This is a genomic window from Acinetobacter sp. S-1 (genome assembly GCF_059579785.1).
Genome location: NZ_CM184207.1, coordinates 1,905,715 through 1,931,325 on the forward strand (window position 1 = coordinate 1,905,715; position 25,611 = coordinate 1,931,325).

At 37.8% G+C, this 25,611-nt stretch carries 24 protein-coding genes and 1 pseudogene; 8 read left to right on the forward strand and 17 right to left on the reverse strand.

Annotation, left to right across the window (positions count from 1 at the left end):
• Positions 1-130 precede the first annotated feature (130 nt).
• A complete protein-coding gene (locus tag AC52J8_RS09095; RefSeq protein ID WP_208753217.1) occupies positions 131-1,921 on the forward strand; it encodes a bifunctional metallophosphatase/5'-nucleotidase in 1,791 nt (596 codons plus the stop codon).
• 66 nt (positions 1,922-1,987) lie between these two features.
• Here the strand turns inward: AC52J8_RS09095 and AC52J8_RS09100 are convergent, their stop codons facing one another.
• From AC52J8_RS09100 to AC52J8_RS09130, 7 genes are all read right to left on the reverse strand, one after another.
• Entirely contained in the window at positions 1,988-2,389 is a 402-nt protein-coding gene (locus AC52J8_RS09100) for a transcriptional repressor (protein ID WP_005069251.1), read from the reverse strand.
• 504 nt (positions 2,390-2,893) lie between these two features.
• Complete coding sequence (locus AC52J8_RS09105) at positions 2,894-3,556, reverse strand: isochorismatase family protein (protein ID WP_496538911.1); 663 nt, start codon at positions 3,554-3,556, stop codon at positions 2,894-2,896.
• Between the two features lie 67 nt (positions 3,557-3,623).
• Positions 3,624-4,394, reverse strand: a complete 771-nt coding sequence (locus AC52J8_RS09110; protein WP_086399027.1) for an SDR family oxidoreductase — start codon at positions 4,392-4,394, stop codon at positions 3,624-3,626.
• Between the two features lie 359 nt (positions 4,395-4,753).
• Positions 4,754-5,374, reverse strand: a complete 621-nt coding sequence (locus AC52J8_RS09115) for an ATP-binding cassette domain-containing protein (protein WP_086399026.1) — start codon at positions 5,372-5,374, stop codon at positions 4,754-4,756.
• Between the two features lie 4 nt (positions 5,375-5,378).
• Positions 5,379-6,071: a molybdate ABC transporter permease subunit gene (gene modB, locus AC52J8_RS09120; RefSeq protein WP_086399025.1), complete on the reverse strand. Its 693-nt coding sequence runs from the start codon at positions 6,069-6,071 to the stop codon at positions 5,379-5,381.
• On the reverse strand, positions 6,068-6,853 hold the full coding sequence (gene modA / locus AC52J8_RS09125; protein ID WP_086399024.1) for a molybdate ABC transporter substrate-binding protein: 786 nt from the start codon (positions 6,851-6,853) through the stop codon (positions 6,068-6,070). Before modA ends, modB begins: the two co-directional genes overlap by 4 nt.
• 490 nt (positions 6,854-7,343) lie before the next feature.
• Positions 7,344-7,694, reverse strand: coding sequence for a winged helix-turn-helix domain-containing protein (locus tag AC52J8_RS09130; protein WP_086399023.1), 351 nt, complete (start codon positions 7,692-7,694; stop codon positions 7,344-7,346).
• A gap of 222 nt (positions 7,695-7,916) precedes the next feature.
• Between AC52J8_RS09130 and antA the strand changes: the two genes are divergently transcribed.
• The 4 genes from antA (at position 7,917) to AC52J8_RS09150 (ending at position 12,375) form a co-directional block, all read left to right on the forward strand.
• Positions 7,917-9,332 carry an anthranilate 1,2-dioxygenase large subunit gene (antA, locus tag AC52J8_RS09135; RefSeq protein WP_086399022.1) on the forward strand — a complete coding sequence of 472 codons (1,416 nt, stop codon included), beginning with the start codon at positions 7,917-7,919 and terminating at the stop codon, positions 9,330-9,332.
• 2 nt (positions 9,333-9,334) lie between these two features.
• Positions 9,335-9,826: an anthranilate 1,2-dioxygenase small subunit gene (antB, locus tag AC52J8_RS09140; protein WP_069140443.1), complete on the forward strand. Its 492-nt coding sequence runs from the start codon at positions 9,335-9,337 to the stop codon at positions 9,824-9,826.
• A gap of 5 nt (positions 9,827-9,831) precedes the next feature.
• The gene (gene antC, locus AC52J8_RS09145) at positions 9,832-10,866 is read left to right on the forward strand and encodes an anthranilate 1,2-dioxygenase electron transfer component AntC (RefSeq protein ID WP_086399021.1); all 1,035 of its coding nucleotides are present in this window, start codon (positions 9,832-9,834) and stop codon (positions 10,864-10,866) included.
• Between the two features lie 450 nt (positions 10,867-11,316).
• Positions 11,317-12,375: an AraC family transcriptional regulator gene (locus AC52J8_RS09150; RefSeq protein ID WP_086399020.1), complete on the forward strand. Its 1,059-nt coding sequence runs from the start codon at positions 11,317-11,319 to the stop codon at positions 12,373-12,375.
• Between the two features lie 54 nt (positions 12,376-12,429).
• On the opposite strand, the gene AC52J8_RS09155 is transcribed toward AC52J8_RS09150, so the two are convergent.
• From AC52J8_RS09155 to AC52J8_RS09175, 5 genes are read right to left on the reverse strand one after another with little or no spacing between them, the layout of a single operon-like run.
• Positions 12,430-13,377, reverse strand: a complete 948-nt coding sequence (locus tag AC52J8_RS09155; protein ID WP_086399019.1) for a SphA family protein — start codon at positions 13,375-13,377, stop codon at positions 12,430-12,432.
• 53 nt (positions 13,378-13,430) lie between these two features.
• Entirely contained in the window at positions 13,431-13,961 is a 531-nt protein-coding gene (locus AC52J8_RS09160; protein ID WP_086399018.1) for a flavin reductase family protein, read from the reverse strand.
• Positions 13,962-13,989: 28 nt separating this feature from the next.
• A complete protein-coding gene (locus AC52J8_RS09165; protein WP_197738916.1) occupies positions 13,990-15,228 on the reverse strand; it encodes a styrene monooxygenase/indole monooxygenase family protein in 1,239 nt (412 codons plus the stop codon).
• Positions 15,229-15,271: 43 nt separating this feature from the next.
• Positions 15,272-16,057, reverse strand: coding sequence for an SDR family oxidoreductase (locus AC52J8_RS09170; RefSeq protein WP_057070816.1), 786 nt, complete (start codon positions 16,055-16,057; stop codon positions 15,272-15,274).
• An 11-nt stretch (positions 16,058-16,068) separates the two neighbouring features.
• Positions 16,069-17,319: a dienelactone hydrolase family protein gene (locus AC52J8_RS09175; protein ID WP_086399016.1), complete on the reverse strand. Its 1,251-nt coding sequence runs from the start codon at positions 17,317-17,319 to the stop codon at positions 16,069-16,071.
• A gap of 367 nt (positions 17,320-17,686) precedes the next feature.
• Between AC52J8_RS09175 and AC52J8_RS09180 the strand changes: the two genes are divergently transcribed.
• Entirely contained in the window at positions 17,687-18,898 is a 1,212-nt protein-coding gene (locus AC52J8_RS09180; protein ID WP_416202407.1) for an OprD family outer membrane porin, read from the forward strand.
• Between the two features lie 16 nt (positions 18,899-18,914).
• Positions 18,915-20,258, forward strand: a complete 1,344-nt coding sequence (locus AC52J8_RS09185) for an MFS transporter (RefSeq protein ID WP_086399015.1) — start codon at positions 18,915-18,917, stop codon at positions 20,256-20,258.
• A gap of 68 nt (positions 20,259-20,326) precedes the next feature.
• On the opposite strand, the gene AC52J8_RS09190 is transcribed toward AC52J8_RS09185, so the two are convergent.
• From AC52J8_RS09190 to AC52J8_RS09205, 4 genes and pseudogenes are all read right to left on the reverse strand, one after another.
• On the reverse strand, positions 20,327-21,313 hold the full coding sequence (locus tag AC52J8_RS09190) for an AraC family transcriptional regulator (protein ID WP_032006173.1): 987 nt from the start codon (positions 21,311-21,313) through the stop codon (positions 20,327-20,329).
• Between the two features lie 328 nt (positions 21,314-21,641).
• A complete protein-coding gene (locus AC52J8_RS09195) occupies positions 21,642-22,427 on the reverse strand; it encodes a 3-hydroxybutyrate dehydrogenase (RefSeq protein WP_086399014.1) in 786 nt (261 codons plus the stop codon).
• 33 nt (positions 22,428-22,460) lie between these two features.
• Entirely contained in the window at positions 22,461-23,882 is a 1,422-nt protein-coding gene (locus AC52J8_RS09200) for a GntP family permease (protein ID WP_197738917.1), read from the reverse strand.
• Positions 23,883-24,279: 397 nt separating this feature from the next.
• A pseudogene (locus tag AC52J8_RS09205) lies at positions 24,280-24,412 on the reverse strand (hypothetical protein).
• An 81-nt stretch (positions 24,413-24,493) separates the two neighbouring features.
• Between AC52J8_RS09205 and AC52J8_RS09210 the strand changes: the two are divergent.
• Positions 24,494-24,922, forward strand: a complete 429-nt coding sequence (locus tag AC52J8_RS09210; protein ID WP_086399013.1) for a hypothetical protein — start codon at positions 24,494-24,496, stop codon at positions 24,920-24,922.
• A gap of 268 nt (positions 24,923-25,190) precedes the next feature.
• Here AC52J8_RS09210 and AC52J8_RS09215 read toward each other — a convergent pair whose 3' ends face one another.
• The gene (locus tag AC52J8_RS09215) at positions 25,191-25,592 is read right to left on the reverse strand and encodes a J517_1871 family lipoprotein (protein ID WP_496538772.1); all 402 of its coding nucleotides are present in this window, start codon (positions 25,590-25,592) and stop codon (positions 25,191-25,193) included.
• Between the last annotated feature and the right edge of the window lie 19 nt (positions 25,593-25,611).

A 25,611-nucleotide genomic window follows, 5' to 3' on the forward strand; every position in this document is an offset into this window, starting at 1 on the left:
TATTGTTCGATAATTGTGTTTTTTGTCCAAATTTTAATATTTCGAACATATTTACTTATTGGGTCTTTCATCAAACATTCATACTAAAAGCGTATTTTTTATCCGTCTTAATTGATCAAATGATAAAAAAATGAAAAATTTAACAATACTTTTTAAAGTAACAACACTTTCTCTGGCAGTAGCGTTATTGGCGGGATGTAATGACGATGATGATAATGACACAGCACCACCTGCCCAAAGAAGCAATCAAACCGTAAATATTTTAGCTTTTAATGACTTTCACGGAAATCTTGAGCCACCTAAGCGTTATGTCGAGGCACCAAATCCAAATGATGCTGCTCAATCTGTTCGTATTCCTGTGGGAGGAGTGAGTTACTTCGCCGATGCAATTAAAAAACTTAAAGCAGAAAATCCAAATAATGCTGTGGTTTCGGCAGGTGACTTAATTAGCGCCTCTCCGCTCACCTCTTCTTTATTTTTAGATGAACCAACCATTGAAGTCATGAATGATATTCAAATTGACTTTAATGCTGTAGGTAACCATGAATTTGATCGGGGTACAGACGAATTACGCCGTTTAAAAAATGGTGGATGTCAGCAATATACCAGCACTGCACCTTGTCAAATTAATAAAAATTTTAGTGGTGCAAAATTTGATTTTCTTGCTGCTAACGTCGCAATGAAAAATGACGCTAGTAAAACAATCTTCCCAGCCTATAAAGTTAAAACTTATGGTGGAATTCCAGTTGCATTTATTGGTTTAACTCTTAAAGCGACGCCAAGTATTGTTTCTGCGGCAGGTATTAAGGATGTTGAATTCCGTGATGAAGCAGATACAGTAAATGCCCTGATTCCTGAATTAAAAAAACAAGGAATTGAAGCGATTGTAGTCGTTGTCCATGAAGGTGCAGCGCCAAGTACGAAGCTCAATCAAAAAACATGTGGTGGTTTAAGTGGTCCAATTTTGGGTATTTTAGATAAGCTTAATCCAGCAGTTGATATTGTTGTTTCAGGTCATACACATCAATCTTATATTTGTGACTATGCGACAAAAAATCCAGCTAAACCATTCTTACTTACTTCAGCTGGACAATATGGCACGCTCATTACTGACATTAAGATTGAATTAGATGGTAAAACTGGTGATGTAATTAAAAAAGATGCGAAACAGGTTCCTGTACAAAGTGAAGCATATACGTCTGGCACAACCACTGTAAGCCTGACAGACCTCTATCAAAAATTTAATAAAACCCCAAGCATTGAAGCGATTTTAGATAAATACCGCCAAGCTGTGACCACCATTTCAAGTCGTGTGGTTGGTACATCTACTGCCGTTGTGAGCCGTACTCAAGTCGAAAGTGGTGAAAGTGCGCTAGGTATTATGATTGCCGATGCTCAGCAAGCGGCTGCCTTAAAAGCAAGTAATCAAGGCTCAGACTTTACGTTAATGAATCCAGGTGGTGTGCGTGCTGATCTATTTATTAATAGTAATAACCAGATTACCTTTGGCGATGTTTTTGCGGTTCAACCATTCGGTAACTCTATTGTGACGTTGAGCTTAACCGGTAAACAGATTAGAGATGTGCTTGAACAGCAATGGTCTGGTGCAAATGCAAATTCGCCTAGAATTTTACAACCGTCTAAGGAGTTAAGTTACCAATATGCGGCAAATACATCTGTTTCACCACGAGCAAGTAATATTATGATTGCAGGTTCGCCGTTGGTTGACACTAAAGTGTATCGCGTGACGGTAAATAGCTTCTTGGCAGATGGTGGTGACAACTTTACGGTATTAAAAGAAGGCCAAAACCGTGTCGGTGGTGGTCAAGATATTGATGCGCTTGAAAACTATGTTGCTGAAAACTCTAAAGATTCACCTTTAACTATTCCAGCTACGACTCGAATTAAAGTTATCAAGTAACTGATTTAATGAGAATAAAGGACAGTATGATGCTGTCCTTTATTTTTATGGCAGTTTAAAAGATTTTTATTCGGTATATAGATTGAGCTCAACACTACTGATATCGACTCCGGTATTTGCAAAAATAATATCAGTAACCTCATGAAGTAATTCTTTAACTTTGTCATGTTCAAAGTTCAAGGCTTCAGAGGTTTTGAGCGAAATGAGGTTACAACTCATCTTGTCTTTTCTAAGCTTATAAATACTTTTGCTTTTTCCTAAAAACACCCTTTTGATGAGTTTACGGTTTTCAAATTCCGACAAGATTCGATAAATCGTTCCTAGCGTTATTTTATGTTCATTTTTAATTTGCGTATAAATACTCACAGCACTTAAGCCTTGTGGATTTTGATTTAAAATTTCAAAAACCTGTATTCTCGATTTTTTTATGGGTAGTCCATTTAATAATGATTTTGAAGTTGCTGTCATGATTAATTAACCTTAATGTTGAAAAAATATAGAAATTTTTTAAAATTATTTTGTCTATACTTACTTGAAAATTATGGAAATGATTTGATGTATAAATCAGAGCTTATCACCCTATAAATAAGCTTTTAGCTGATTATAAGTTTCTGAATAATTTAATATTATTCCTACCTCACTATCTGCATGTACGCGCTTGGTGAATAAAAGCATTATTGAGCTGAACCATATTGCGACCCTCTTCATTAAGTCATTTTTCGACCTTATTCTATATAATGATTAACACATGATAAATATTATCATTTGTATTTAGCGGTGTATCATATACATATAAGTTTTAATATTCAATATTAAGTAATTATCAAATACATAATGATAACCATTATATATTAATGATTAAATGATGATGAGTTGCCTTCATTCTCTATTATAATTATTCATTTCCACCCATATAAAAAGCAGATTGATGATCTGCTTTTTATATTTTAAGTAGAATAAGTTAAATCACTATTATGCTAAGGATAGTGCATCTTGTTCTTGCATCCATGCATGAATCACTTGTTGTGTTGTCATGACTTGAGCGCATCGTGTACTAGCATATTTTAATGCCATATCGTGCTCTTCGCGGCTAAAGTCAGCTATTGCATCACCACATAAGAATGGTTGGATATTTAGCATAAAAGCTTCAGCAGCACTCATAAGACAACCAATATGTGCATATACCCCGCAGATAATCAGTTGATCGCGACCAGATTCTCGCATGAGTTGTTCGAGAGGTGAAAATTTAAAAACACTATATCTCCACTTGGTAAGAACCGTATCATTTTTTTGAGGTGAAATTTTTGGAAAAATCTGCGTAAAGCTCGGCTCGTTTTTTAAACCAGGTCCCCAAAAATCAGTTAATAACTGTCGATGTTCAGGTGATTGATTGCCCGGTTGTGCTGTATAAACAACGGGAATATTAGACTGATGAGCGGCATCAATTAATGCTTTGGTGTTTTTAATGAGTTCTGGAATAGGTTCTTGAGTCAAGTCATAGAAATCTAAAAAATATTGCTGCATATCATGAACCAATAAAACAGCTCGATTGGTATGCAATGGCCAATTTGTTTTGTTGGGAGTAAATTCATGGGCTTGGGGCATACTGTAACTTGCAATCTTTGGAATACTCATTAGTATTTTCCTTTTCTATCTTTCAAAATATTTTTAATTTCAGATGGTTGTTGTGCGGAAGTAATCTTTAGACCCCAAGTGTAGCTCCCCCATCTACCACTATTTCTTGCATCGTAATTTGGGCGGCTTGGTCCGAAAGTAAAAAGCTCACGGTATTGGCAATATCATCTGGTTGCGCGAGTTTTCTTAAAGGAATACCTGTTCGGTACTGACTCAAATCACCATCAATTACTGCAGGTGGAGGTGTATTATCAGTCCAGAGTTGTTGCTGCATTTGAGTGAGAGTAGATCCAGGTGAAACGATATTCAGCCTGACTTGATAAGGTGCGATTTCAAGTGCCAAATTGCGACAAAAATGACTCAGTGCAGCCTTAGTGGTGGCGTACATACCAAGTTGCATACGTGGCATACGCGCACTATTTGAACTAATAGTGACAATGCTACCCCGCCTTTTTGCACAAAAATGTTTAGCAACTTGTTGGCTGATCGCAATAGGCGCCATGACATTGACCGCAAAAAGTGTTTCCCAATCTTCCGTTTTGGCTTCAAGCATGGAGCGCATAATTAATACTCCTGCTGCATTTACTAACCCCGTAATTTCGTATTTTTCTAACAGCCCTGAAATTAAAGTTTGTGTTTCTTGTTGATGGGTAATGTCTTGTGAGATGCCTTGCCATTGTGAAGATTGATCTGACGTCATTGTTTTACTGATATCCCATTGTTCAGGATTTTTTTGACAGTCAATACCAATAACATGATAGTCCTGATCTAGTAGTTGCTTGGCAATAGCCGCTCCTATCCCTCTTGCAGCACCTGTGACCACGATGGTAGAGCGCATGTGGATACTCCAATTTATATTATAAAGAAATCTACAAATATAATTGCAAATAATTATCATTCTTATCAAGAGCAAATTAAGATAAAAGATTAATTTATGATCGTATAAAAATGAGTTACAGCTTAGGATTATGAATTAAGGTATTGTTTTATATTGATTTTATTAAATTTAAAGGTCAAGAGTATTTTATTATTAATAATCATTTCCAATAAGGCAGGTTTTGATTTATTCGGCTAAAATCAAATTTATGTTTTATCAAACCTAGTAACTTTTTAGGGTTCAATCTCCCGCAGGCCCAGAATGAGTTCTCTATAATTCCGACTCTTGTAAGTTTGGAAATGCATATAAAAAATGAAAAATTATAAAATCCACATAGTTTCGGTCAGTTGTTTAATCTCTTGAATATCATGACTCACATAAATCATCGGAATTTTTATTTCCTCTTTTACCTTCTGAAAAAAAGGAATAATTTCAGCTTTATGATTCGCATCTAGTGCCGATAATGGCTCATCAAGCAATAAAAGCTTAGGTGAATATAACAACGCCCGACCCAGTGCCACGCGCTGTTTTTCACCACCTGACAGTTTGATAGGCATACGTTGTAATAAATGCCCTAACTTTAATAACTCAATAATGTAATCTGCTTCAAAGTGACGTTCTTGTTGGGAAAGATGCTTAAGGCCAAATAATAAATTTTGCTTTACCGTTTTATGGGGAAAAAGCTGAGCATCTTGAAAAACCAATCCAACATGCCTCTTTTGCGTGTTTAAATTAATTTTTTGATCTGAATCAAACCATGTTTGGTTTTGTATTTTAATGAGTCCACTACGCGGAGTGTTCAGCCCTGCAATGGCATGTAAAATCGATGTTTTACCTGAACCTGATGCACCAAATAATCCAATAACAGAAGCATCTGACTGAAAACTAGGTTCAATATGAAATTGGCCCATTTGTAGCTGAAAACGGCAATCAATCAACATAACCTTACCGTCCTAAACGCTTCTTTTGATAACGATGAAACCACTGTGCAAACCATAGCGCTAAAAAAGCCACACTTAACGATAAAACAATAAGCCGTTGAATAGCAGCCTCAGTATCGGGTTGTTGCATTAGGCTATACATGGCCAAAGGTAAAGTACGTGTTTCATTTGAAATATTACCCACAAAGGTAATGGTGGCACCAAACTCACCTAAACTGCGGCAAAAACATAAAATAGCACCAATTAAAATACCACTGCTAGCAAGAGGTAAAGTGACATGAAAAAATGCCCCTAAAGATGAAGCACCTAATGTCTTTGCTGCCATTTCTAAACGCTGATCGACCAGTTCAATCGCTAGTCGAATAGATTGTACCAATAGCGGAAAACCCATCACTGCCGAAGCAAGAACTGCGCCTTTCCAGTTAAATGCAAAATCAATTCCGAGTGGCGCCAAATATTGCCCAATAATTCCGCGATTGCCAAAAACTTGCAAAAGTAAATAACCAGGTACAACTGGTGGAAGTACCAAAGGTAAAAATACCAATGTTTCAATGAATGATTTACCCCAGAACTCTTTACGTGCTAGAAACCATCCCACACAAATCGCAGGAATAATACTAACTACAAGACAACTCGCTGCCACCTTACAAGAAAGTTGTAGCACGCTGAGCTCTTCTGGGGTTAAAGAAAACATCATGGCTTGACTGGAGCTAGCACACTAAAGCCATACTTTTTAAAGACAGCTTTGGCTTGGTTGCTTTGTAAAAATTGATAGAACTTTGCTGAGCTCGGATTCTTTTTAATCAAACCTACAGGATAAATAATTGGTGAGTGCGTATTTTCTGGAAATACACCAGCTACTTTCACGTCTTTGCTAATCGCCGCATCGGTTGCATAGACAATCCCAGCCTGACATTCACCACGCGCCACAAAGTTTAATGCAGCTCGCACATCTTCTGTTTCAACTAATTTTGGCTCAATACGGCTCCACCAACCTAAATTGGTAAATGCTTGTTTAGCATATTTACCTACAGGCACACTTTTGGTATCCCCTGTACACATCTTCCCTGTAAACACTTTATTTGGATCGGTAGTTTTATCCAATTTAATCTTTAATGATCGTCCTTTCGGGGTAATCAGTACCAACTGATTACCTAATAAATTTATACGGTCATTTGCTGCAACTAATTTTTTATTTTGCAGATAATCCATCCACTGTGTATCAGCAGAGATAAATACATCGGCTGGTGCTCCAGCTTCAATTTGTTTAGCTAAGGTTGATGAGCCTGCATATGAAGTCTTAACTTCTACTTTATTCTGTTTTTCGTAAATTTTTTCTAAATCGTTAATCGCGTTAGTCAAGCTTGCTGCTGCATAAACAGTAACCGATTCAGCCTTTGCACAGAGACTGATTGATAACCCAAGACTTATGATTGAACTGACTATAGCGATTTTTTTTATCTGTACAGGACTTACCATTATTTTTCCTTTTTTTATCGATTTATACAGCGATATATATCCTAGAATATAGCGATATACGTAGATGATGAAAAGCAGAAATCAGTTAAATATTAGAGGACCTAAATGCAGGTAGATGGTGCATTTCTCATTTTAAACTTCATTTTAGTGCAATATGCTGAAAGTTTATCTATCGAGATACTCTATTTTTAAAACCTATTTTCCTTTAGTGTCGGTTAATAGCTTGATTAGTTTTATGGTCATCACCATGCCAAGAAGCACATAGCGATGACCATAAAAATCTGTAAACAGATCAGTCGTTTATGCCAGCCACTATTTCGGATACACAATAAAAAAACGCCTATTCCCGACCATCTTTTACGATAGTACAGAATAGACGCCATTGTCTGTGTAACTGAAAATTGCAGCAGTGCTTTTTCAGCGTGCACTTTTTATTAAGCAAAAGTTATACCAAATTAAAAAAGATTCAGTCACTACAAAGTCTTTTAATTTAATTTTTTAAATAGCTACTCATAATTTGATAATCATGCTCTAAGGCTTGTCGAGCATTGATTTCCATTTGGCGATAGTGTTGTAAGACTTTCTGGCCTAAAGCTGTGACCGCTGCCCCACCACCATGTGTTCCACCCGTTTGAGTTTCAACTAAAGCTGTTTCGAAGCACTGATTCATGGTGTCTACCAATTGCCATGCACGGCGGTAGCTCATATTCATAGATTTTGCCGCTTGTGAGATCGAACCAGTTCTCTCAATTGCTTCAAGTAAGTCTGCCTTACCCGGACCAAATGCGATGTTCTGCTCTGAAAGAACTCTGATTTGTAATTTTAAGTTGTGTTCTTTCATAGGCTTAACTCACAAGGTTTCACTTTATGCTCTTTAGGATTATAGGGAAGTTTAAGAAGATAAGACACCATACAAATTTAGAATCCTCATTACTCCCTTGAAAATCATTTTATTAAAAAATCAAAACTGCACAAAGTGGATAAAGATCTGGAAAAAACGGATAGAGGTAAAGGTCTAATCGCGGTTCAATCAGTTAAAAGCTGAATGAATAGGATTGAGCAAATGACCTCATCTAATTTAAAACAATGGAATGATTTTGTAGATGGATGTATCGACTTCCGTCCTAAAGATGGCGTGTTTCGTATTGCACGTAATATGTTTACCGAGCCTGAGCTGTTTGATTTGGAAATGGAATTCATTTTTGAAAAGGTTTGGATTTATGCATGTCACGAAAGTGAAATTCCAAACAATCATGATTTCCTCACGGTTCAAATTGGTCGTCAGCCGATTATTGTGAGCCGTGATGGTAAAGGCGAATTACACGCCATGGTCAATGCTTGTGAGCATCGCGGCGCGACTTTAACACGTGTTGCAAAAGGCAACCAGTCTACATTTACATGTCCGTTCCACGCATGGTGCTACAAATCAGATGGCCGCTTGGTCAAAGTAAAAGCACCTGGTGAATATTGTGAAGATTTTGATAAATCAAGCCGTGGCTTAAAACAAGGCCGCATTGCCAGCTATCGTGGATTTGTGTTTGTAAGCCTTGATACTCAAGCAACAGATTCTCTAGAAGACTTTTTGGGCGATGCAAAACTGTTCCTTGATTTAATGGTTAACCAGTCGCCAACAGGTGAACTCGAAGTACTACAAGGCAAGTCATCTTATACCTTTGCAGGTAACTGGAAGCTACAAAATGAAAATGGCTTAGATGGTTACCATGTCAGCACTGTCCACTATAACTATGTCTCTACAGTTCAACATCGTCAGCAAGTCAATGCATCAAAAGGTGAAGAACTCGACACGCTTGACTACAGCAAGTTAGGTGCCGGTGATTCAGAAACTGACGATGGCTGGTTTAGTTTTAAAAATGGTCATAGTGTTTTATTTAGTGATATGCCAAACCCAACAGTTCGTCCGGGTTACAGCACGGTTATGCCATATATGGTCGAAAAATATGGCGACAAATATGCTGAATGGGCAATGCATCGTTTAAGAAACTTAAACTTGTACCCTAGCCTATTTTTTATGGACCAGATTAGTTCACAGCTTCGTATTGTTCGTCCTGTGGCATGGAATAAAACCGAAGTCATCAGCCAATGTATTGGGGTTAAAGGTGAATCTGCGGAAGCACGCCGTAACCGTATTCGCCAGTTCGAAGATTTTTTTAATGTGTCGGGTCTTGGTACGCCGGATGATCTAGTTGAATTCCGTGAGCAACAAAAAGGTTTTCAGGCACGGCTTGAACGTTGGAGCGATATTTCGCGTGGTTGTCAGTCTTGGGAATATGGCGCGACCAAAAACTCACAAGACTTAGGCATTCAACCCGTTATTACTGGCCGTGAGTTTACCCATGAAGGACTCTATGTAAATCAACATGGGCACTGGCAACGTCTCATGCTCGACGGCTTAAATAAAAAAGCACTGAAAATGCAGGATATTACTTTTGAAAACAATGCCGTAATGGATGAGGTGTAACCATGTCACAAGAACTACATTTTGCTGTATCTCAGTTTTTGTATAAAAAGGCAGAACTTTGTGATGCTTATGACTGGGATGCCTATCTAGAGCTTTACGATGAAGATAGTGAATATCATATTCCACAGTGGATTGATGACCATAACTATGTTCAAGATCCCAATCAGGGTTTGTCTTATATTTATTATGCAGACCGTACAGGACTTGAAGACCGTGTATTCCGTATTCGTACCGGAAAAGCTGCATCTGCAACTCCGTTACCACGTACTTTGCACAGCATAAACAACATTCGAGTTAAAACATTGGATGATGGATTAATTGAAGCAAAAGTTGCATGGCAAACGCTCTATAACCGTCAAGGCTTAGAAGGCTGTTTTTACGGACACGCTACTTATCTTTTACGCCAAACAGCAGATGATTTCCGTATTCGTCGTCAACACAGCATTTTGCTCAATGACAAAATTGATTCCGTTTTAGACTTCTATCACGTTTAAGGGGAATGAAAATGGGACATTCAGTTGCACTTAATTTTGCCGATGGCAAAACCTTTTTCATTTCGGTAAATAACGATGAATTACTGCTTGACGCAGCAGTTCGTCAAGGAATTAACCTGCCGTTAGACTGCCGCGAAGGTGTTTGTGGTACCTGTCAGGGTCAGTGTGAAACCGGTATTTATGAACAAGAATATGTTGATGAAGATGCATTAAGTGAACGTGATTTGGCTGAGCGTAAAATGTTAGCTTGCCAGACGCGTGTGAAATCAGATGCAGCTTTTTATTTCGATCATGATTCTGCTATTTGTAACGCTGGTGATACTTTAAAAATTGAAACCAAAGTGACAGCGGTTGAGCTGGTTTCTGAAACAACAGCAATCTTACATCTTGATGCAAGCAGTCATACTGAACAACTTCAGTTTTTACCGGGTCAATATGCTCGTTTGCAAATACCGAATACTGAAGATTGGCGTTCTTATTCTTTTGCAAACAGACCAAATGCGACCAATCAATTGCAATTTCTCATTCGCCTCTTGCCAGACGGTGTGATGAGTAATTACCTGCGTGATTGTTGCCAGGTCGGACAAAGCTTACTTATTGAAGCACCGCTTGGTAGTTTCTATTTACGTGAAGTAGAGCGACCACTGGTTTTTGTGGCAGGTGGAACTGGTTTATCAGCTTTCTTGGGAATGCTTGATAACTTGGTGGATCAACCAAACTCACCTGCAGTTCAGTTGTATTACGGCGTAAATAATGAATCCGATTTATGTGAACAACAACGTTTACATGCCTATGCTGAACAGCTACCCAACTTTAGTTATCACCCGATTGTGACTAAGGCAACGGAAGCTTGGCAAGGTAAAGCTGGTTATATCCATGAGCACTTAAATAAAGATCAACTGGCCGAGCAGGCTTTTGATATGTATTTATGTGGCCCACCACCAATGATTGAAGCCGTTAAAAATTGGTTAGATGAGCAAGCTTTGCAAAACTATCGTATTTACAGCGAGAAGTTTTTACAGAGCAATACATCACGTTGAAGTATAAATAATTTAAAAACCACTAAACCTGAAATCATTCAATATACTCTTATAAGGGGTATATTGAATTTTTGCATAAAAATTAAAAGTTATTATATATCAATAATATAAAATAAAAAATTCCGACAAAATAAAATTGACCAGTTCGCTCGGATTTGCTATAAATTTTGATAGATCTTAAGGAATAAGATCATGATGAGAGTAAGTTATAGCACCTTTTATATCCCCCTATTCTATTTCTCGAATGTATTAAATTGATGGACAAAATCAGACTTAAAAATTTGAGAAAATCATATTAATTAGCGGTTAAATTGGTCTGTATTTTGCTTATATCTCATTGTAATTTGCGAGTAACTTAATTTTTTAAGTGCCGTATTTACTTGCTGTGCAGCGAAGTTTTAAAGCTTTTACAACACAAGTAAATACAGGAGTGAGCCAAAAGGGATAAATATGAACCAAGCCAACTCCCCTGAACTCAGTGGACGTCATTTTCAAAATGAGTCTATCTTTACCAATCATAATCTGGTCTTTGACCACCACGATTTAAGCGAAACTTGCCGAAATGTAGGGCAAATTTTTAAACCACATGATCTTAAAATCTCTCAGCAGAAGCGAGATTTCAGTGCAACCATGCACCATGTTAAAACAGGCGCATTGTCTATTAGTCGCTTGGAATATGGCGCAGATGTCATTATTGAACCAGATCATCTGGATAACTTTTACTTAATTCAAATTCCAACTCAAGGCTATGCAGAAATCGAGTTTGGTTCACAAAGGTTTATTTCTTATTCTCAAGTTGCATCTCTTATTTCTCCTCAGCAATCGTTACGTATGCGCTGGCACGCGAACTCACCGCAGCTCATTTTAAAAGTTTCAAAAGATGATTTTACTTACCATTGCCGTCAACACATTGCCGATTCAGAGAACAACTTACTCGTTTTCGACCCAAAATTAGACTTTTCTACACAAAGTGGAGCCTATTTTTTACAGTTGGTTAGAACCTTGATGGATGCTTTGGCATGCGAGCAACACCCGCTTCATCATCCTTTAGCCTTTAAACAATTTGAGTCAAATTTGTTTAATGCCCTCATTTATGGGCAACCCAATAACGCATTACATAAAATAGATCAGCATAAAGAAAAAACAGTATCTCCTTATTTCGTGAAGCGCACAGAAGCCTACATAAAAGAACATTTACATGAGCCGCTTAATGTCGAGATTTTAGCTGAACATGCAGGCGTGAGCGTGAGAACACTATTTACTGGTTTTAAAAATTACTTGGGGACAACCCCAATGTCTTATCTAAAGGAATTACGCTTTGAACAAGCTCATTTAGAACTCATGCATAATGAAAATCTATCGGTCACAGACGTTGCATTTAAATGGGGATTTACTCATTTAGGCCGTTTTTCTCAAGAGTATAAACGCCGTTATGGCGAATTACCTTCTTCTACCCGCCGATCTGGTCACAGTGAAGGCTCAGGCTTAATTACTTCAATTTTTTCTTAAAACAAATAGAGAAAAGCCTTTTATATCGATGAATATAAAAGGCTTTTTTATGACTTAGAAATGATGGACATAACGAACTTGTAGTCGTGTTCCCTCTGGGCGGTTTTCAGCATCTTGCTCAAAATAAGCATTTGCAACTAAATGGTCATTTTTAGAAAAACTATACATCGCACCGGGGCCAATAGCCCACACTTGTTCACGTCGGCCTTTGACTTTTTCACCATCCACTTCAGTATCAGTGACTTGTTTTAGCCAATAACCATTCAGTCCTAAGCGAAACTGTTCAGTAATAGCATAGTCCGTTGCAAAGTTTGTATGAATTGCTTGCCCTGCCTGCATATCATTTGCTCCAACAAAAGCATAGCTTGGGTTATTATTCTTAAAGTTATAGAGATAATGGATACGCGTTGAAGCTGTCCACTTTGGATTAAACCAATACGTTGCAGCCCAATAAGGGTCAAATGAAACAGCGTTATTACTTGGGTTAATATCTTTTTGCTGGTCGTATTCACCAGTAGGTAAATTCACCTGAAACTCAAAACGATGTACAAACTTCGGTCCTTGTGCACCCATGACTGGATCGAACTGAATAAAAGGTCCAATCATAATGTCCCCAAAGCCACTTTGGGCCTTAATAGCAGCATTATTCAAGCCATCATCCATGTCCATTTTACTGACAAAAGGAATTAAAAAATTCATACCTAGGCTGGCTTTATCTTTTACTCGGACATTCGATAAATAACTAATCTGTTCAACCAGTACTTGATAATTTAAATCTGTTTTAGGTAAACCTAATTTTTGTCCATTGGCATCGACCAGTTTATTACTATCGTAATTTTGAAAGTAAGTTTGAGCATACCAGCCAGGCCCTGCAGGTAAACCGCCATCGAGAAAGCTGGTCATACCTAAGTTTACGGTCGGTAAATCATAGGCATGAGAAACTAATGGCAAACCCAACAATGTCCCTGCTAAAAATCCATGCTTAATTAAAGTGCTTTTCATCTTTTTATTTCCTATAAAAAAATCACGACCGGATTGATCGTGATTGTGGTGAATTAATGTGCTAATTCTGGATGTTCTGCGGCAATCCGATACTTTCCTGCGTGGAATACCAATGGTTCACCTTGGCGTTGTTGGTATTGTTCAATTTGACCAATAAAAATCAGGTGATCTCCGCCTTCATATTGATTTACATTGCGGCAAACCAAGGTTGCGAGCGCATCGGACAAAATTGGAACGCCAGCATTGCATTGTTGATGGGCAATGCCTGCAAATTTGTCTTCAGCCCCCCGAGCAAAATGTCCTGAAAGCTGGTGATGCTCCTGTGCCAACATGTGAATGGCAAAATATTCAGCCTCTACAAAATCTGACAAACTTGGCGCTGTTTTTGAAAGACTCCACAAAATTAATGGTGGATCTAAAGAAAGCGATGAAAATGAATTGGCTGTCATTCCTATTTTCCGACCGTCTTTACCACGGGTTGTAATCACGGTAACGCCAGTTGCAAACTGACCAAGTAAATTACGAATTTCTCTTGGGTTTTCAGCATTAATGGTTTGTAAACATTGAGTTTCAATTGTGTCCATTTTTAATTCTCCCTATGATATTTTGACCTTAAGCCACTTTTGCTGCGGTTTTTGAGGCTATGAATGCCTGAGCTTGATCTGCATCAAACCACCAAGGGGCAAAAGCGCGAGGGTCATCAAAGTTATTGGCCATAATTGAAGCAATGCTCTGGTTTTGACTTGCAGCTGCTAGGAGTTCAACGACATGAGGCTCAGGTGGTAATAACAAGCTATTGGTCCAAGCCACGACTTTTTCTGCATAAGCCCAATAACGCTCAAAAGTTTGAACCATCCATTGTTCGCTAAAGCTTTGATTATCATTGGCTAAAATGGCATCGAAATAGATCTTGCTACACTTAGCCGCATTGTTTGAGCCTTGACCAGTAATTGGATCATTGACCACTAAGGCATCTGCCATGCCAAAAATCTTTTTGCCAGAGGGTAAGGTTAAAACGGGTTTGCGTACGGTCGGCGGGAAGCGCCCTGCTAAATATCCACCAGCATCGGTCAACTCAACATTTGCGCAGCGTTCATATTCCCAAGGCACAAATTTCTTGAGTAAATCCAAACTGCATTGCAGATGCTGTTCGGGTGTTTTGACATCTTGCCAGCAGTCCATTGGACCGTTTGGAATACCTTCAAACACCATGATGTCGCAAGGCCCATTCACGGTAAGTGCTGGAAATGAAAAGTATTCGCCGACTTCAGGAATAATGTTAAAAGTCACACGTGAATAAGGTGAAATTGGCTTCATGTTTTTGACGTAGGTCAAAGCCAAAGCGCGTTGAGGCTTATCAAAAACACTGCGCACATCATCACGTTCAAACTGTTTAACGACTTCACCTTTACCAGCCGCGAGTAATACAAGCTCGTAGTCGTTTGCGAGTTGTTCTAACTCTTCTATTCCAACATCCTGAATTACCAATCGACCGCCACGGCGTTCAAATTCTTCCATCCAATATGGCATTTTGACGCGTTGATCGACCGATTGAGCGTAGCGCTCAAGACGAGCACTCCATTCAAATGCTTTACCACCATTTTCAGGATTAACTAAAGCTAGCCCAATACCTTCTACTGCTGGACATTGTTCTTCCCAAAAATTTAGTCCCAAGTCACGTTCAGTTTGTAAAGCGGTATGAAACATACACTGGCTTGACATGACTTTACCTTGACGAATTTCAGCGGCAGTTCGGTTGGTGATCATTGTCACGTCGTAACCTGTATCTAATAAGCCCAAACCAAGCTGTAAACCAGACTGTCCTGCTCCAACAATTGCAATACGGCGCATAATATTCTCCATAATTTTCTAAATGTGCTTTTAAAACGCTGTGCTATTCGGCTAAACGCGGAATAGCGGGCTGTGATCCTTCAGGGCCCATCACTGAATATCCACCGTCGACTGCATAATCTGCTCCGGTCACAAAGCTCGCAGCGGGTGACAATAAAAACAAAACCACGTTGGCGACTTCTTCGGGATGACCCAATCGGCCTAGTAAGTGATAATCGGCTGCCACGCTGTCGGCTTTTTCACGGTTATTGCCACTGACTTCTGCAATGACACGAGACCATGTCCAACCGGGAGAAACTGAATTGACGCGGATACCATCGGCAGCAAAATCCATTGCCATGCTTTGAGTGAGTTGACGTATCGCGGCTTTAGAAACTGGATATAACCAGCGCCCTGTTTGCGCCACTTTGGCCGAGATTGAAGTGAAGTTAACGATTGAACCTTGCTGCTTTTTTAGGTCATTGTATAAAGCACGGCTCAGCTCAACGATAGAGACCAAATTAAGATCGAGTGCTTGTAACCAGTCCTGACGTGAAGATTTAAAACCGTCATCTAAATATGTACATGCCAAATTCACCAAGTAACTCACTTGACCTAAATGTTGGTGAATATCGGCCACAGCTTGTTGAATAGCTGCATCACTGGTTAAATCGGTTTGAATAAACATCACATCATGATTAAAGCTTTCTGCAATTGCCTTGCCTTTGGCATTGATATCTAAAATAGCAACATGAGCACCCGCACTCACCAAAGCTTGCACAACAGCTTTACCAATGAGTGTTGCGCCACCACTCACCACAGCGACTTTTCCTTTTAAATCTATATTCATTGCAATACTCCTTAATTGACTGGCTTGCCTTCACTACTTGACCAAGATGGCATCAACGTATTTGAAGGAAGATCTTCATCAAGAAGTTTTCGTGCGGTCTCGACACCTGCAACTGGTAAGCCTGTTGGGTCTAATAAACCAATTTGAACGAGCACCGACGCTTGGTCCCAGTAAATATGCTCATGGCATAGCTTTGAGCCTCTGAACTGAATTACACCTAACATTGGTATTTCGACATATTTACCACTTGGTTTTACACCCGGTAATAACCAGTCAATTTCAGTGTCGTGTGTAAAGCTCATAATGAACTCGTCTACTACTTGCGTTGAGCCAACCGTACGAGAGATCGAGGTGATCTTCATATCTTTCGGGTTTTGGTGAACAAAATGATATTGATAAAAACGGGCAAGCTGGCTTTGACCTACACCACCAGTTAAAGTTGGAATATGGTTGACATAAGGTTCTGCGACCATTGTTGCCATGGTTGCTGGAACATCACGCGTATCGAACTCATGCCGAATATGCTCTTCCCATAGCGCCACTAGATCATATTTCGGCCCAATCGTTTCATGTAGTGCTGTTACTGTACGCTCGTGAGCAAAGCGTGCTGAAGGTTTGTGGTAATGGTTGCTTTTTGGTCGTGCAAAGGCATGATCAACACCTTCGTAAACATAAGCTTGTACATTTGAATATCGGTTAGCTGCATCGACAATCGTTTGTCTCGCATCTGGCGGTGTAAATTGGTCCAGTTCTGCAATATGTAAAACCAAACGTCCTTTTACGTTGGCTAACTCATCTAACGCTTTTTCAATGCCTACACCGTAATAACCTACAGCACATGCCACTTCCGAAAGTCGACAACCCGCAAGATAAGCAAGCTTTCCACCCAAACAGTACCCCACCACGCCGAGGCCTGTAGTGGTATCACATTCTGGTCGTGTCTTTAAAAAAGCTAAGCTGTCTTGAATATCTTCAACACCGAGGTTTTCGTCATATTGCTGATAAATTTCAAAAGCTTTTTGAAAGTCATCTGGTGTATAACCGAGTTCAATATTAGGTGTTACACGCCAAAATAAATCAGGAACTAAAACGGTATAGCCTTCTTCTGCAAGAAAATCTGCTTTTTCCCGCATTGCTGCATTCACCCCAAAGATTTCCTGACAAAGCACCACACCAGGTCCTTTTCCTTTTTCTGGCATCGCTAGATATGCACTGAACTGCTTTCCAGATGCAGTTTTAATTTGAATGGTTTGACCAGCCATAGTGTCAACTCCTGACATTGTTATGGCTTTATCTTCTATCCGAATTTTTTTTTAGACTGTCCAAAAGCTGCAAGCACTATCCAATCTCTGCGCAATTATCAAAATCAATCAAACTGGATAAAAAATTAAAAACAAAGAAACACCTATATTTCAAAACTTTAAATTAAAAATGGGAATGAATGCTTTTTATCTAATTTGGAAAAAATGGATGAAGATTAGGACTTATTGGATAGTGACAATTGACTAAAAATAGTTCAATCAAGTCATGTAATTCGTTTGATTACATAAAAAAAGCCCAGTCATTTTTAAATTAAGGCGTTTATTTATGCATCGACCATGGCCAATTTATGGACAACAAAAAACGTTAATGCTCATCAATATTTTATGTTGTAGTGCATTTTCTACTCAGGTTTATTCAGCGGATGAAGAATGGAAATATACATTAAAAAATGCATATATAGACAGAAACTATGACAATCCGGATGTAAAAGATACAGGTAGCTGGTCGCAATCAGTTTCTCTATTTTACAACTCAAATATGCATGATACGCCGTTAGAAATTGGTGGAACCCCGGTTCAAATTGGCGCAAATGCTTCAGCACAATATGCAGTTCGTTTAAGCCAAGATAAACATGTTGCAGATACGGTATTACCTTTTGATAAAGCGACGCAGTCCCAAGCACCTGATTATCTAAAATATGGCGCAACCTTAAAGTTAGGCTATAACAAGACACTACTCAGCATTGGTGAATTATGGCTGGATTTACCCGTAACCACTGTAGATGCAAGCCGACAACTTCTAACGTCTTATTGGGGAACTAATCTTAAAAGTCAGCTAAACGATAAGCTTTTTGCAGAAATTGGCCGTATTGAAAAAGTATCACCGCGAAATGAAGAAGACTTTCATCGATTTTCTTTTACTTCAAAAGGTGTGACTGGTTACTCCGACGGCCTTAACTATATAGATCTTCGCTATCAATTTACGCCTACGCTGAAGGGTGAATATTACTTTGGAAATATGGAGGATTTATATAACAAACATTATGTGGGAATGGACCACATATGGAAAAACGCTAATTTTTCAGTTAATTCAAAATTCAAATATTTCAATGCTAAAGATAATGGAAATCTATTTGACATTGATGCACAAAACGTAGGGTTATTAGAAACGCTTAAAGTAAAAAATCACAGCTTTGGTGTGGGTTATCAGCAAATTATTGGTGAGTCTGCTTACCCATTACCAGATGGTTTCTTGCCTGAAACTTATTTCATTAACTGGAACACGACTGGTTTCTTCAAACAAGATGAAAAATCTTATCACTTCATCTATGGCTATGACTTTAAAGATTATGTGCCTGGTTTAAATACTACTTTCAAATATGTATATGGCGATCACTTTAAGACAGCAGATGGCTTAAAAAATAAAGAAAGTGAAGCAAACATTATTGTCAATTATGCCCTTCAACAGCCACTCCTCAAAGGTTTAGCTCTTCAATACATCTTCATCAATTACGACATTAAACATGGAAACGATTTCTCTGAAAACCGTTTCTTCGTCAATTACAGCAAAAAATTTTAATGAATAAGGAATACGTATGAAAACGATAGATGCAAACACGATTATCAATCGCGAAAAACTGTCTCCATTACAATGGATGGTTTTTATCCTAGGCTTTTTTGTCTTCTTCTGTGATGGTCTAGACACAGGAATTATCGGTTTTATTGCCCCAGCATTATTAGATGATTGGGGAATTACCAAGCCTCAGCTTGCCCCAGTTTTAAGTGCAGCTTTAGTCGGCATGTCAATTGGTGCAATCATTTCGGGGCCCTTAGCCGATAAATTTGGCCGTAAAGGCGTTATTGTTTTTACCAGCCTTTTGTTTTCCATATTTACGATTTTGTGTGGCTTTGCTAATTCAACTCAAGACTTAATGATTTATCGCTTTATTACAGGTGTTGGTTTAGGCGCAGCCATGCCAAACATCAGTACCATTGTCTCTGAATATATGCCTGTAAAACGTAAAGCATTCCTTACAGGTCTTGCTGGCTGTGGTTTTATGCTGGGTATTTCTTGTGGCGGTGTGTTGTCAGCTTATCTATTAGAAAGCTATGGCTGGGCAAAAGTGATTATTATTGGCGGAAGCATTCCCCTAATTTTAGTGGTTGCTTTATTGCTTAAATTACCTGAATCAACTCAATACTTAATTACACGTCATCAACAAGACAAAGCTCAGCGTATTTTAGAAAATATTCAAGGACATTCCTTCCAAGAGCCAGTAAAACTTGTTTTAGCTCAAGCAGAAAATGCTTCAGATGAAAATCCGGTTAAATTGGTTTTAGGAAAATACCTGTGGGGTTCAAGCATGCTTTGGCTCTGCTGCTTTACCAGTCTGTTGGTGTTTTATCTTTTAACAAGCTGGATGCCAACGATTTTAAAAACAGCAGGTTTTAGTACTCAACAGTTTAGTTTAATTGCTGCGATTTTCCCTTTTGGTGGTGTAATTGGTGCAACCATTATGGGATGGTACATGGATAAACTGAATCCAACTACAGTGATTAAATATTCATACCTAATTGCTTTCGCCCTATTCATTGTTGCTGGTCTGGTGAGCTCAAATATTTTCTTGTTAGGTCTTACTATTTTCTTAATTGGTGCCTTACTCGCTGGTGCTCAGTCCTCATTACTGCCACTTGCAGCTATGTTCTATCCAGCAGTGTGTCGCGCGGTTGGTGTTTCATGGATGCATGGTATTGGTCGTATCGGTGCAATTTTAGGTGCTTTCTTTGGCTCGCTCATTTTTACTTTTAACCTAAGCTTAAGCGGTATTTTCTTTATTCTAGCAATACCAACTTTCATCTCATTTATTGCACTTAGTCTCAAAGTGATTTATGAGAAATCTAAAAACAAACAAGTGTTAAAGCTCGAAGAAAGTTTATAAATATTAGGCAATAAATAAAAAACTGATTTAGTTGCCTAAATCAGTTTTTTATTTGGAAAAATTAAACATCAGAAAATTTTCCCTTTAGTCTCACTTGGATTTTCTCCAAATTCTTCACGATACTCTTGAGAAAAACGACTTAAATGGTTAAAGCCCCAGTCATAGGCAAGCTTTGAAATAGAAACCTTTCTATCTGCTCCTGTAGTGCTCAAAATCTTATAAATTTGTTGGAGACGATATTTTTTCAAATACGACATTGGACTGGTGCCATAGTATTGTTGAAATTCATCATACAATTTTGATTTTGAAACCCCTGCAAGACGCTGCAAGTCTTCTGCACAGATTTCTTCATGCGCATGTTCAATAATAAAATTACGAACCTTACGGATATAAGCTGGTTCATCTTGATGTGAGAGTGACTTTAAGGCTTCAGAGTAGTTATTTTCTTGAGACAATAGTAAGGCTTTAATTACAAAATTTTCATAGTCTTCAGATAACATCTGTAAACCATAAAAATTGCTATATTGCGATTTTAGCTGTAAAAAATTCTGAATATTCTTCCACCATGCACCAATCAGTTGCTCCGAGTCCAAATGCATTTCAGGATTAAAAATAATAGGTACTTCTACGGGTTTATTGAGTAGATCTGCAAGGACAATCTGCATACTTCGTTCAGGAATAACCACCTGAAATTTTCTACAATCTTTATCAATAATCAAATCTTGCTGATCGTTATTAGAAACAATGAGGCCTCTGTTTTCATCAGACTGATAATGAGCGCCACGAATATTGAGAGCTTGTCGCCCTTGTATAGGTAAGCTAATGCTATACGCTTTTAAATTTGAGATGTTAATGGCAACATTTGCACCATAACTGATTGTACCGATCGCCATTTTTTTATTAGGCAAACGCATTCCGTCATAGTGAAAATCGAGAGTGTCTTTGTAAATTGTATCTAGACGGTGTTCACCACAAATTGTGGACATCAAATTCTGCGCAAATTCAGCTTTGCGTGAATAATGATTGAGTTCCATCTGTTGGCTGAGTGATATCATATCCTTTTCACCTAGCTAAATAACTTATTGCTTAAAAAGCAACTTGTATGCCAATTAATATCCTTTAATTGACGAGTTTTCCTGAAAAATATCGAATCAAGAAAGAGAGTAAAGATTACTTTCTCATACTCTATTAAATTTTAAAAATGGAAATAAGTTAAATACCTTTAAAGTATAATTTCATACCTTAACAAATTTATTTTATTAGATTTTTATAAGCAAATAGAGTAGAGATAAATCATTATTTTGAACAGCAGACTATCGTAAATTTTTTAACGAATAAAAAAGCCGCCTATTTTAAATAAGCGGCTTTTATAAAATATTTAAATTATTGAGCGGTGTAACCACCATCCATAACAACAGCTTGGCCGGTTACCCCACCTGCTTTGCTACTCGCAAGGAAAATCGCATAGTCAGCAATTTCTTCAACAGAGAGCAAACGCTTTTGAGGAACCATTGCCAAAATCACATCTTCAAGTGCGCTGTCTAAACTTACATTACGGGTTTTAGCCAAATCTGCAATTTGCCCACGAACCAATGGTGTATCTACATACCCCGGACATAAAGCATTTACCGTAATGCCATCACGCGCGCATTCCAATGCTGCAACTTTTGTTAGACCAATCACGCCGTGTTTAGCACTGTTATAACCAGCCTTTCCAGCGAAACCAATTAGTCCATTAATTGAAGCCATATTAATAATACGGCCATATTTTTGAGCTTTCATAATTGGAAAAACATGTTTAATACCAATAAACGCCCCAGTTAACATGACCTGAACCAACTTTTGAAAAACAGCAGTTGGGAACTCTTCAATAGATGAAACGTGTTGGAAACCAGCATTATTAATTAAGATATCAACCGTACCAAAAGTCTTTTGAGTAAGCTCAATGGCTTGTTTATAAGCATCTTCATCAGTCACATCGCATGGTGCAGATAATACATCAAAACCTTGCTCTTTAAGTGCGTTCGCTGTTTCTTGGCACTTTTCGGCATTCATATCAGAAATAACAACTTTGGCACCTTCTTGAGCAAATTTCTTAGCAATCTCTAGACCGATACCACTTGCAGAACCTGTAATAAAAGCGACCTTACCGTCTAAAAGTTTCGTCATCTATTTACTCCTTAATACTTATAACGCGCTGATTTAAACAATACCCGTTACGGTAAAGACTGTAATCACCACAAATACCGCTAACGTTTTGATTACCGTGACTGCAAAAATATCTTTATACGACTGTTTATGAGTTAACCCAGTAACAGCGAGTAAAGTAATAACAGCACCATTATGCGGAAGTGTATCCATACCGCCTGACGCCATCGCAACCACACGGTGCATGACTTCTGGTGGAATACCCGCAGCTAAAATCGCGGCGTTATATTGTTCAGCCATCGCACTTAAAGCGATACTCATACCACCTGAAGCTGAACCGGTAATACCTGCTAAAACGGTTGTCGTTACGGCCCCATTTACTAATGGATTTGTAAAGGTACTGCTCATTGCATGGCTAATCAGAGCAAAGCCCGGTAATGACGCAATAATTGCACCGAACCCATACTCAGAAGCCGTATTCATCACTGCTAAAAGTGAGCCTCCAATACTGGCATTAATGCCCTCTTTGAAGTTCGTCACTACACGTTGATAATCAAATAAAATTGCAGAAATAATTCCAACAATCAGCGCAAGACCCACTGCCCAGATCGCACCAGTTTTTGCAACATCCACGGTGTAATCCGCTAGACCGACAGTGGCAAAATCAAAACCATTTGGATACCACTCTTTGATTGCTTTAGACAAATATTTGTTCATTACTGCAACAAGAATAAGGGGTACAAACGCTAAAAACTGACGAGCGGCACTTCCATTCTTTTGCAAGTTCATATCGGCTTCAATTTCTTGAGGCTGCGTATTGTCTACTCCAAAACCAGAGTACCCTTCGCCTGCTTTTGCAGCAGCTCGGCGACGCCATTCTAAGTAAGCCAAACCCATGCATAGAACAAAGATAGCACCGATAATTCCTAGAAATGGTGCAGCATAAATATTGGTGCCAAAGAATGTAGTTGGAATTACGTTTTGAATTTGTGGCGTACCTGGTAATGCATCCATGGTAAATGTAAATGCACCGAGCGCGATGGTTCCCGGAATTAAACGTTTTGGAATATTCGCTTGTCTAAAAAGCTGGTTTGCAAAAGGATAAATGGCAAATACAGCAACAAATAAACTTACACCGCTATATGTTAAAATTGCACCTAACAATACAACGGTTAAAATAGCTTTTTTTGCTCCAATCCATCTCACAATGGTTCGTGCAATAGACTCAGCAATTCCTGACATTTCAACGACTTTACCGAAAATTGCCCCGAGTAAAAATACAAGAAAGTAATCTTTAATAAAGTTCACCATTTTGGGCATAAATACACCCGAATAAAACGGTAAGACATTTGCAGGGTTAATGAGTAGAACAGCAAGTAAGGCACAAATTGGTGCCATTAGAATGACAGAAAAGCCCTTGTAAGCTGTATACATTAACAGCCCAAGTGAAAGTAGAATTACAAATAATTCCCACATATATTCCTTCTCCCTAAAGAATAGATATTAGGTTCAATAAAATTACCAAAAGATATTTAGGTTATCCCAAACCTAAAATGATAAAAATCACAGTATCTATGAGTGGTAATAGGTAAATGAGCTTAAAAATAAAATATCACTAAAATATTTAAAAACAATGTAATTTATTTAAATTTTAAAATATCAATAAAATACAATAACTTATTTTCTTTAGGTGGTAAAATACCATCATTTAGAAGCCTTTATTTTTTAATAAAACTTATTAATTGTTGAGTAAATTAAATTAATATCTCTATATTATTTAATAAAGACAATTAAATAATATATTTTTTAAATTAATTTGATAAATATAATTCATCTTATTCTTTTGAAATATTGCGCAGATAATTTTTTATCTTTATTTGAATAAAGCAATTTGAAGCTTAATCATCAAAAGATTAGAACAGGAATATAGAGTCGTGTTTTTTAATATTCTCATCTTTACTCAAAAACGGCGCTTGTTTATTAAAGATAACTTCTACTTCTGTCACTAGAGTTAGACAATGTAATGAATACTATTACATGTCTACTGATAGAATTTATAATTTAGACTTTTCACTAGTATATAAGTTATGAATAAAAGAAATATTTTATTCACTCTTCAAACTGGATTGATCATCCTACTTAATGGATGTACCGATACTTCTCTGGCTCAAAATAAGGTTATTGTTCCAAAAATTGGTTACTCTGGTAATGCTGATAATGCAAGCTATAGTGAGGCACAAATCAAGATTGAAGGCTCTTGTGTTTATTTAATGAATACAAATGATCGAGTGATTCCTATTTTTGCAACTAAAGATGCTCATTGGAATAGCAATAAGTATCTTTTAATTGTTGACTCAAAAGAATATAAAGATGGTGACACGATTGCTTATGGCAGCGGAGAAGCTTATCCCATTAATTTGAACAACTACAAATGGATAATTAAACCTGATACTACATGTGATTTAAGTAAAGGCGCTATTATCAATCAATTTATAGAACCTCTTACTAAAAAGTAAAGAAAAAAGCCCCTATATGAAAATTCAACTCTTAGCCTCTTTAACTGCTTTTAGCCTAACATCTTGCATGGTAAAGCCTACTATAACTAACCATGAAGAGGTTTCTATTCAACCGATACTTATTACAAGCAATACGAAAAGTAATATTTCAATGATGGCTTCAGCACATGGAAAGCTTATAGCAGATAAAAATGGATGTATCAGACTGGGCGATGAAAAAGGTCCGTTGATTATTTGGCCTTATGGCAGCAAATTTATAAAGTGGTATCTATATTTCTTTAACACATTTTAGTGAAGCTGCCTTTAAGTCGTTATCAGCTTTATAAATCATATTCGAATTAGAGGCACTTAAAATTGTTCTAGCTTCGAGTATATCTTTGTTAAGAAACTTAACTTCTAAAACCATACCATTTTGAAGATAAATTATATTATTGAAATACTTAACTTTATTGAATACTACATATCCACTAGTATCGTCGCAAAGTATTCCATTACCATCTGCGTCAAGTTTTATGGTTGATATGCTTGGGCCGATTGAAATCGTCCATACCCCTGACACTAAAGGTATAGAAGGCTGTATTTCGCTAAATTTATTATTAGTCATTTGGGTAGTTGGGCTTACACATCCACTTAATGAAAAAATTAAGCTTAATGAAATTATCTTTTTCATGAAATTACTCCTTTTAATT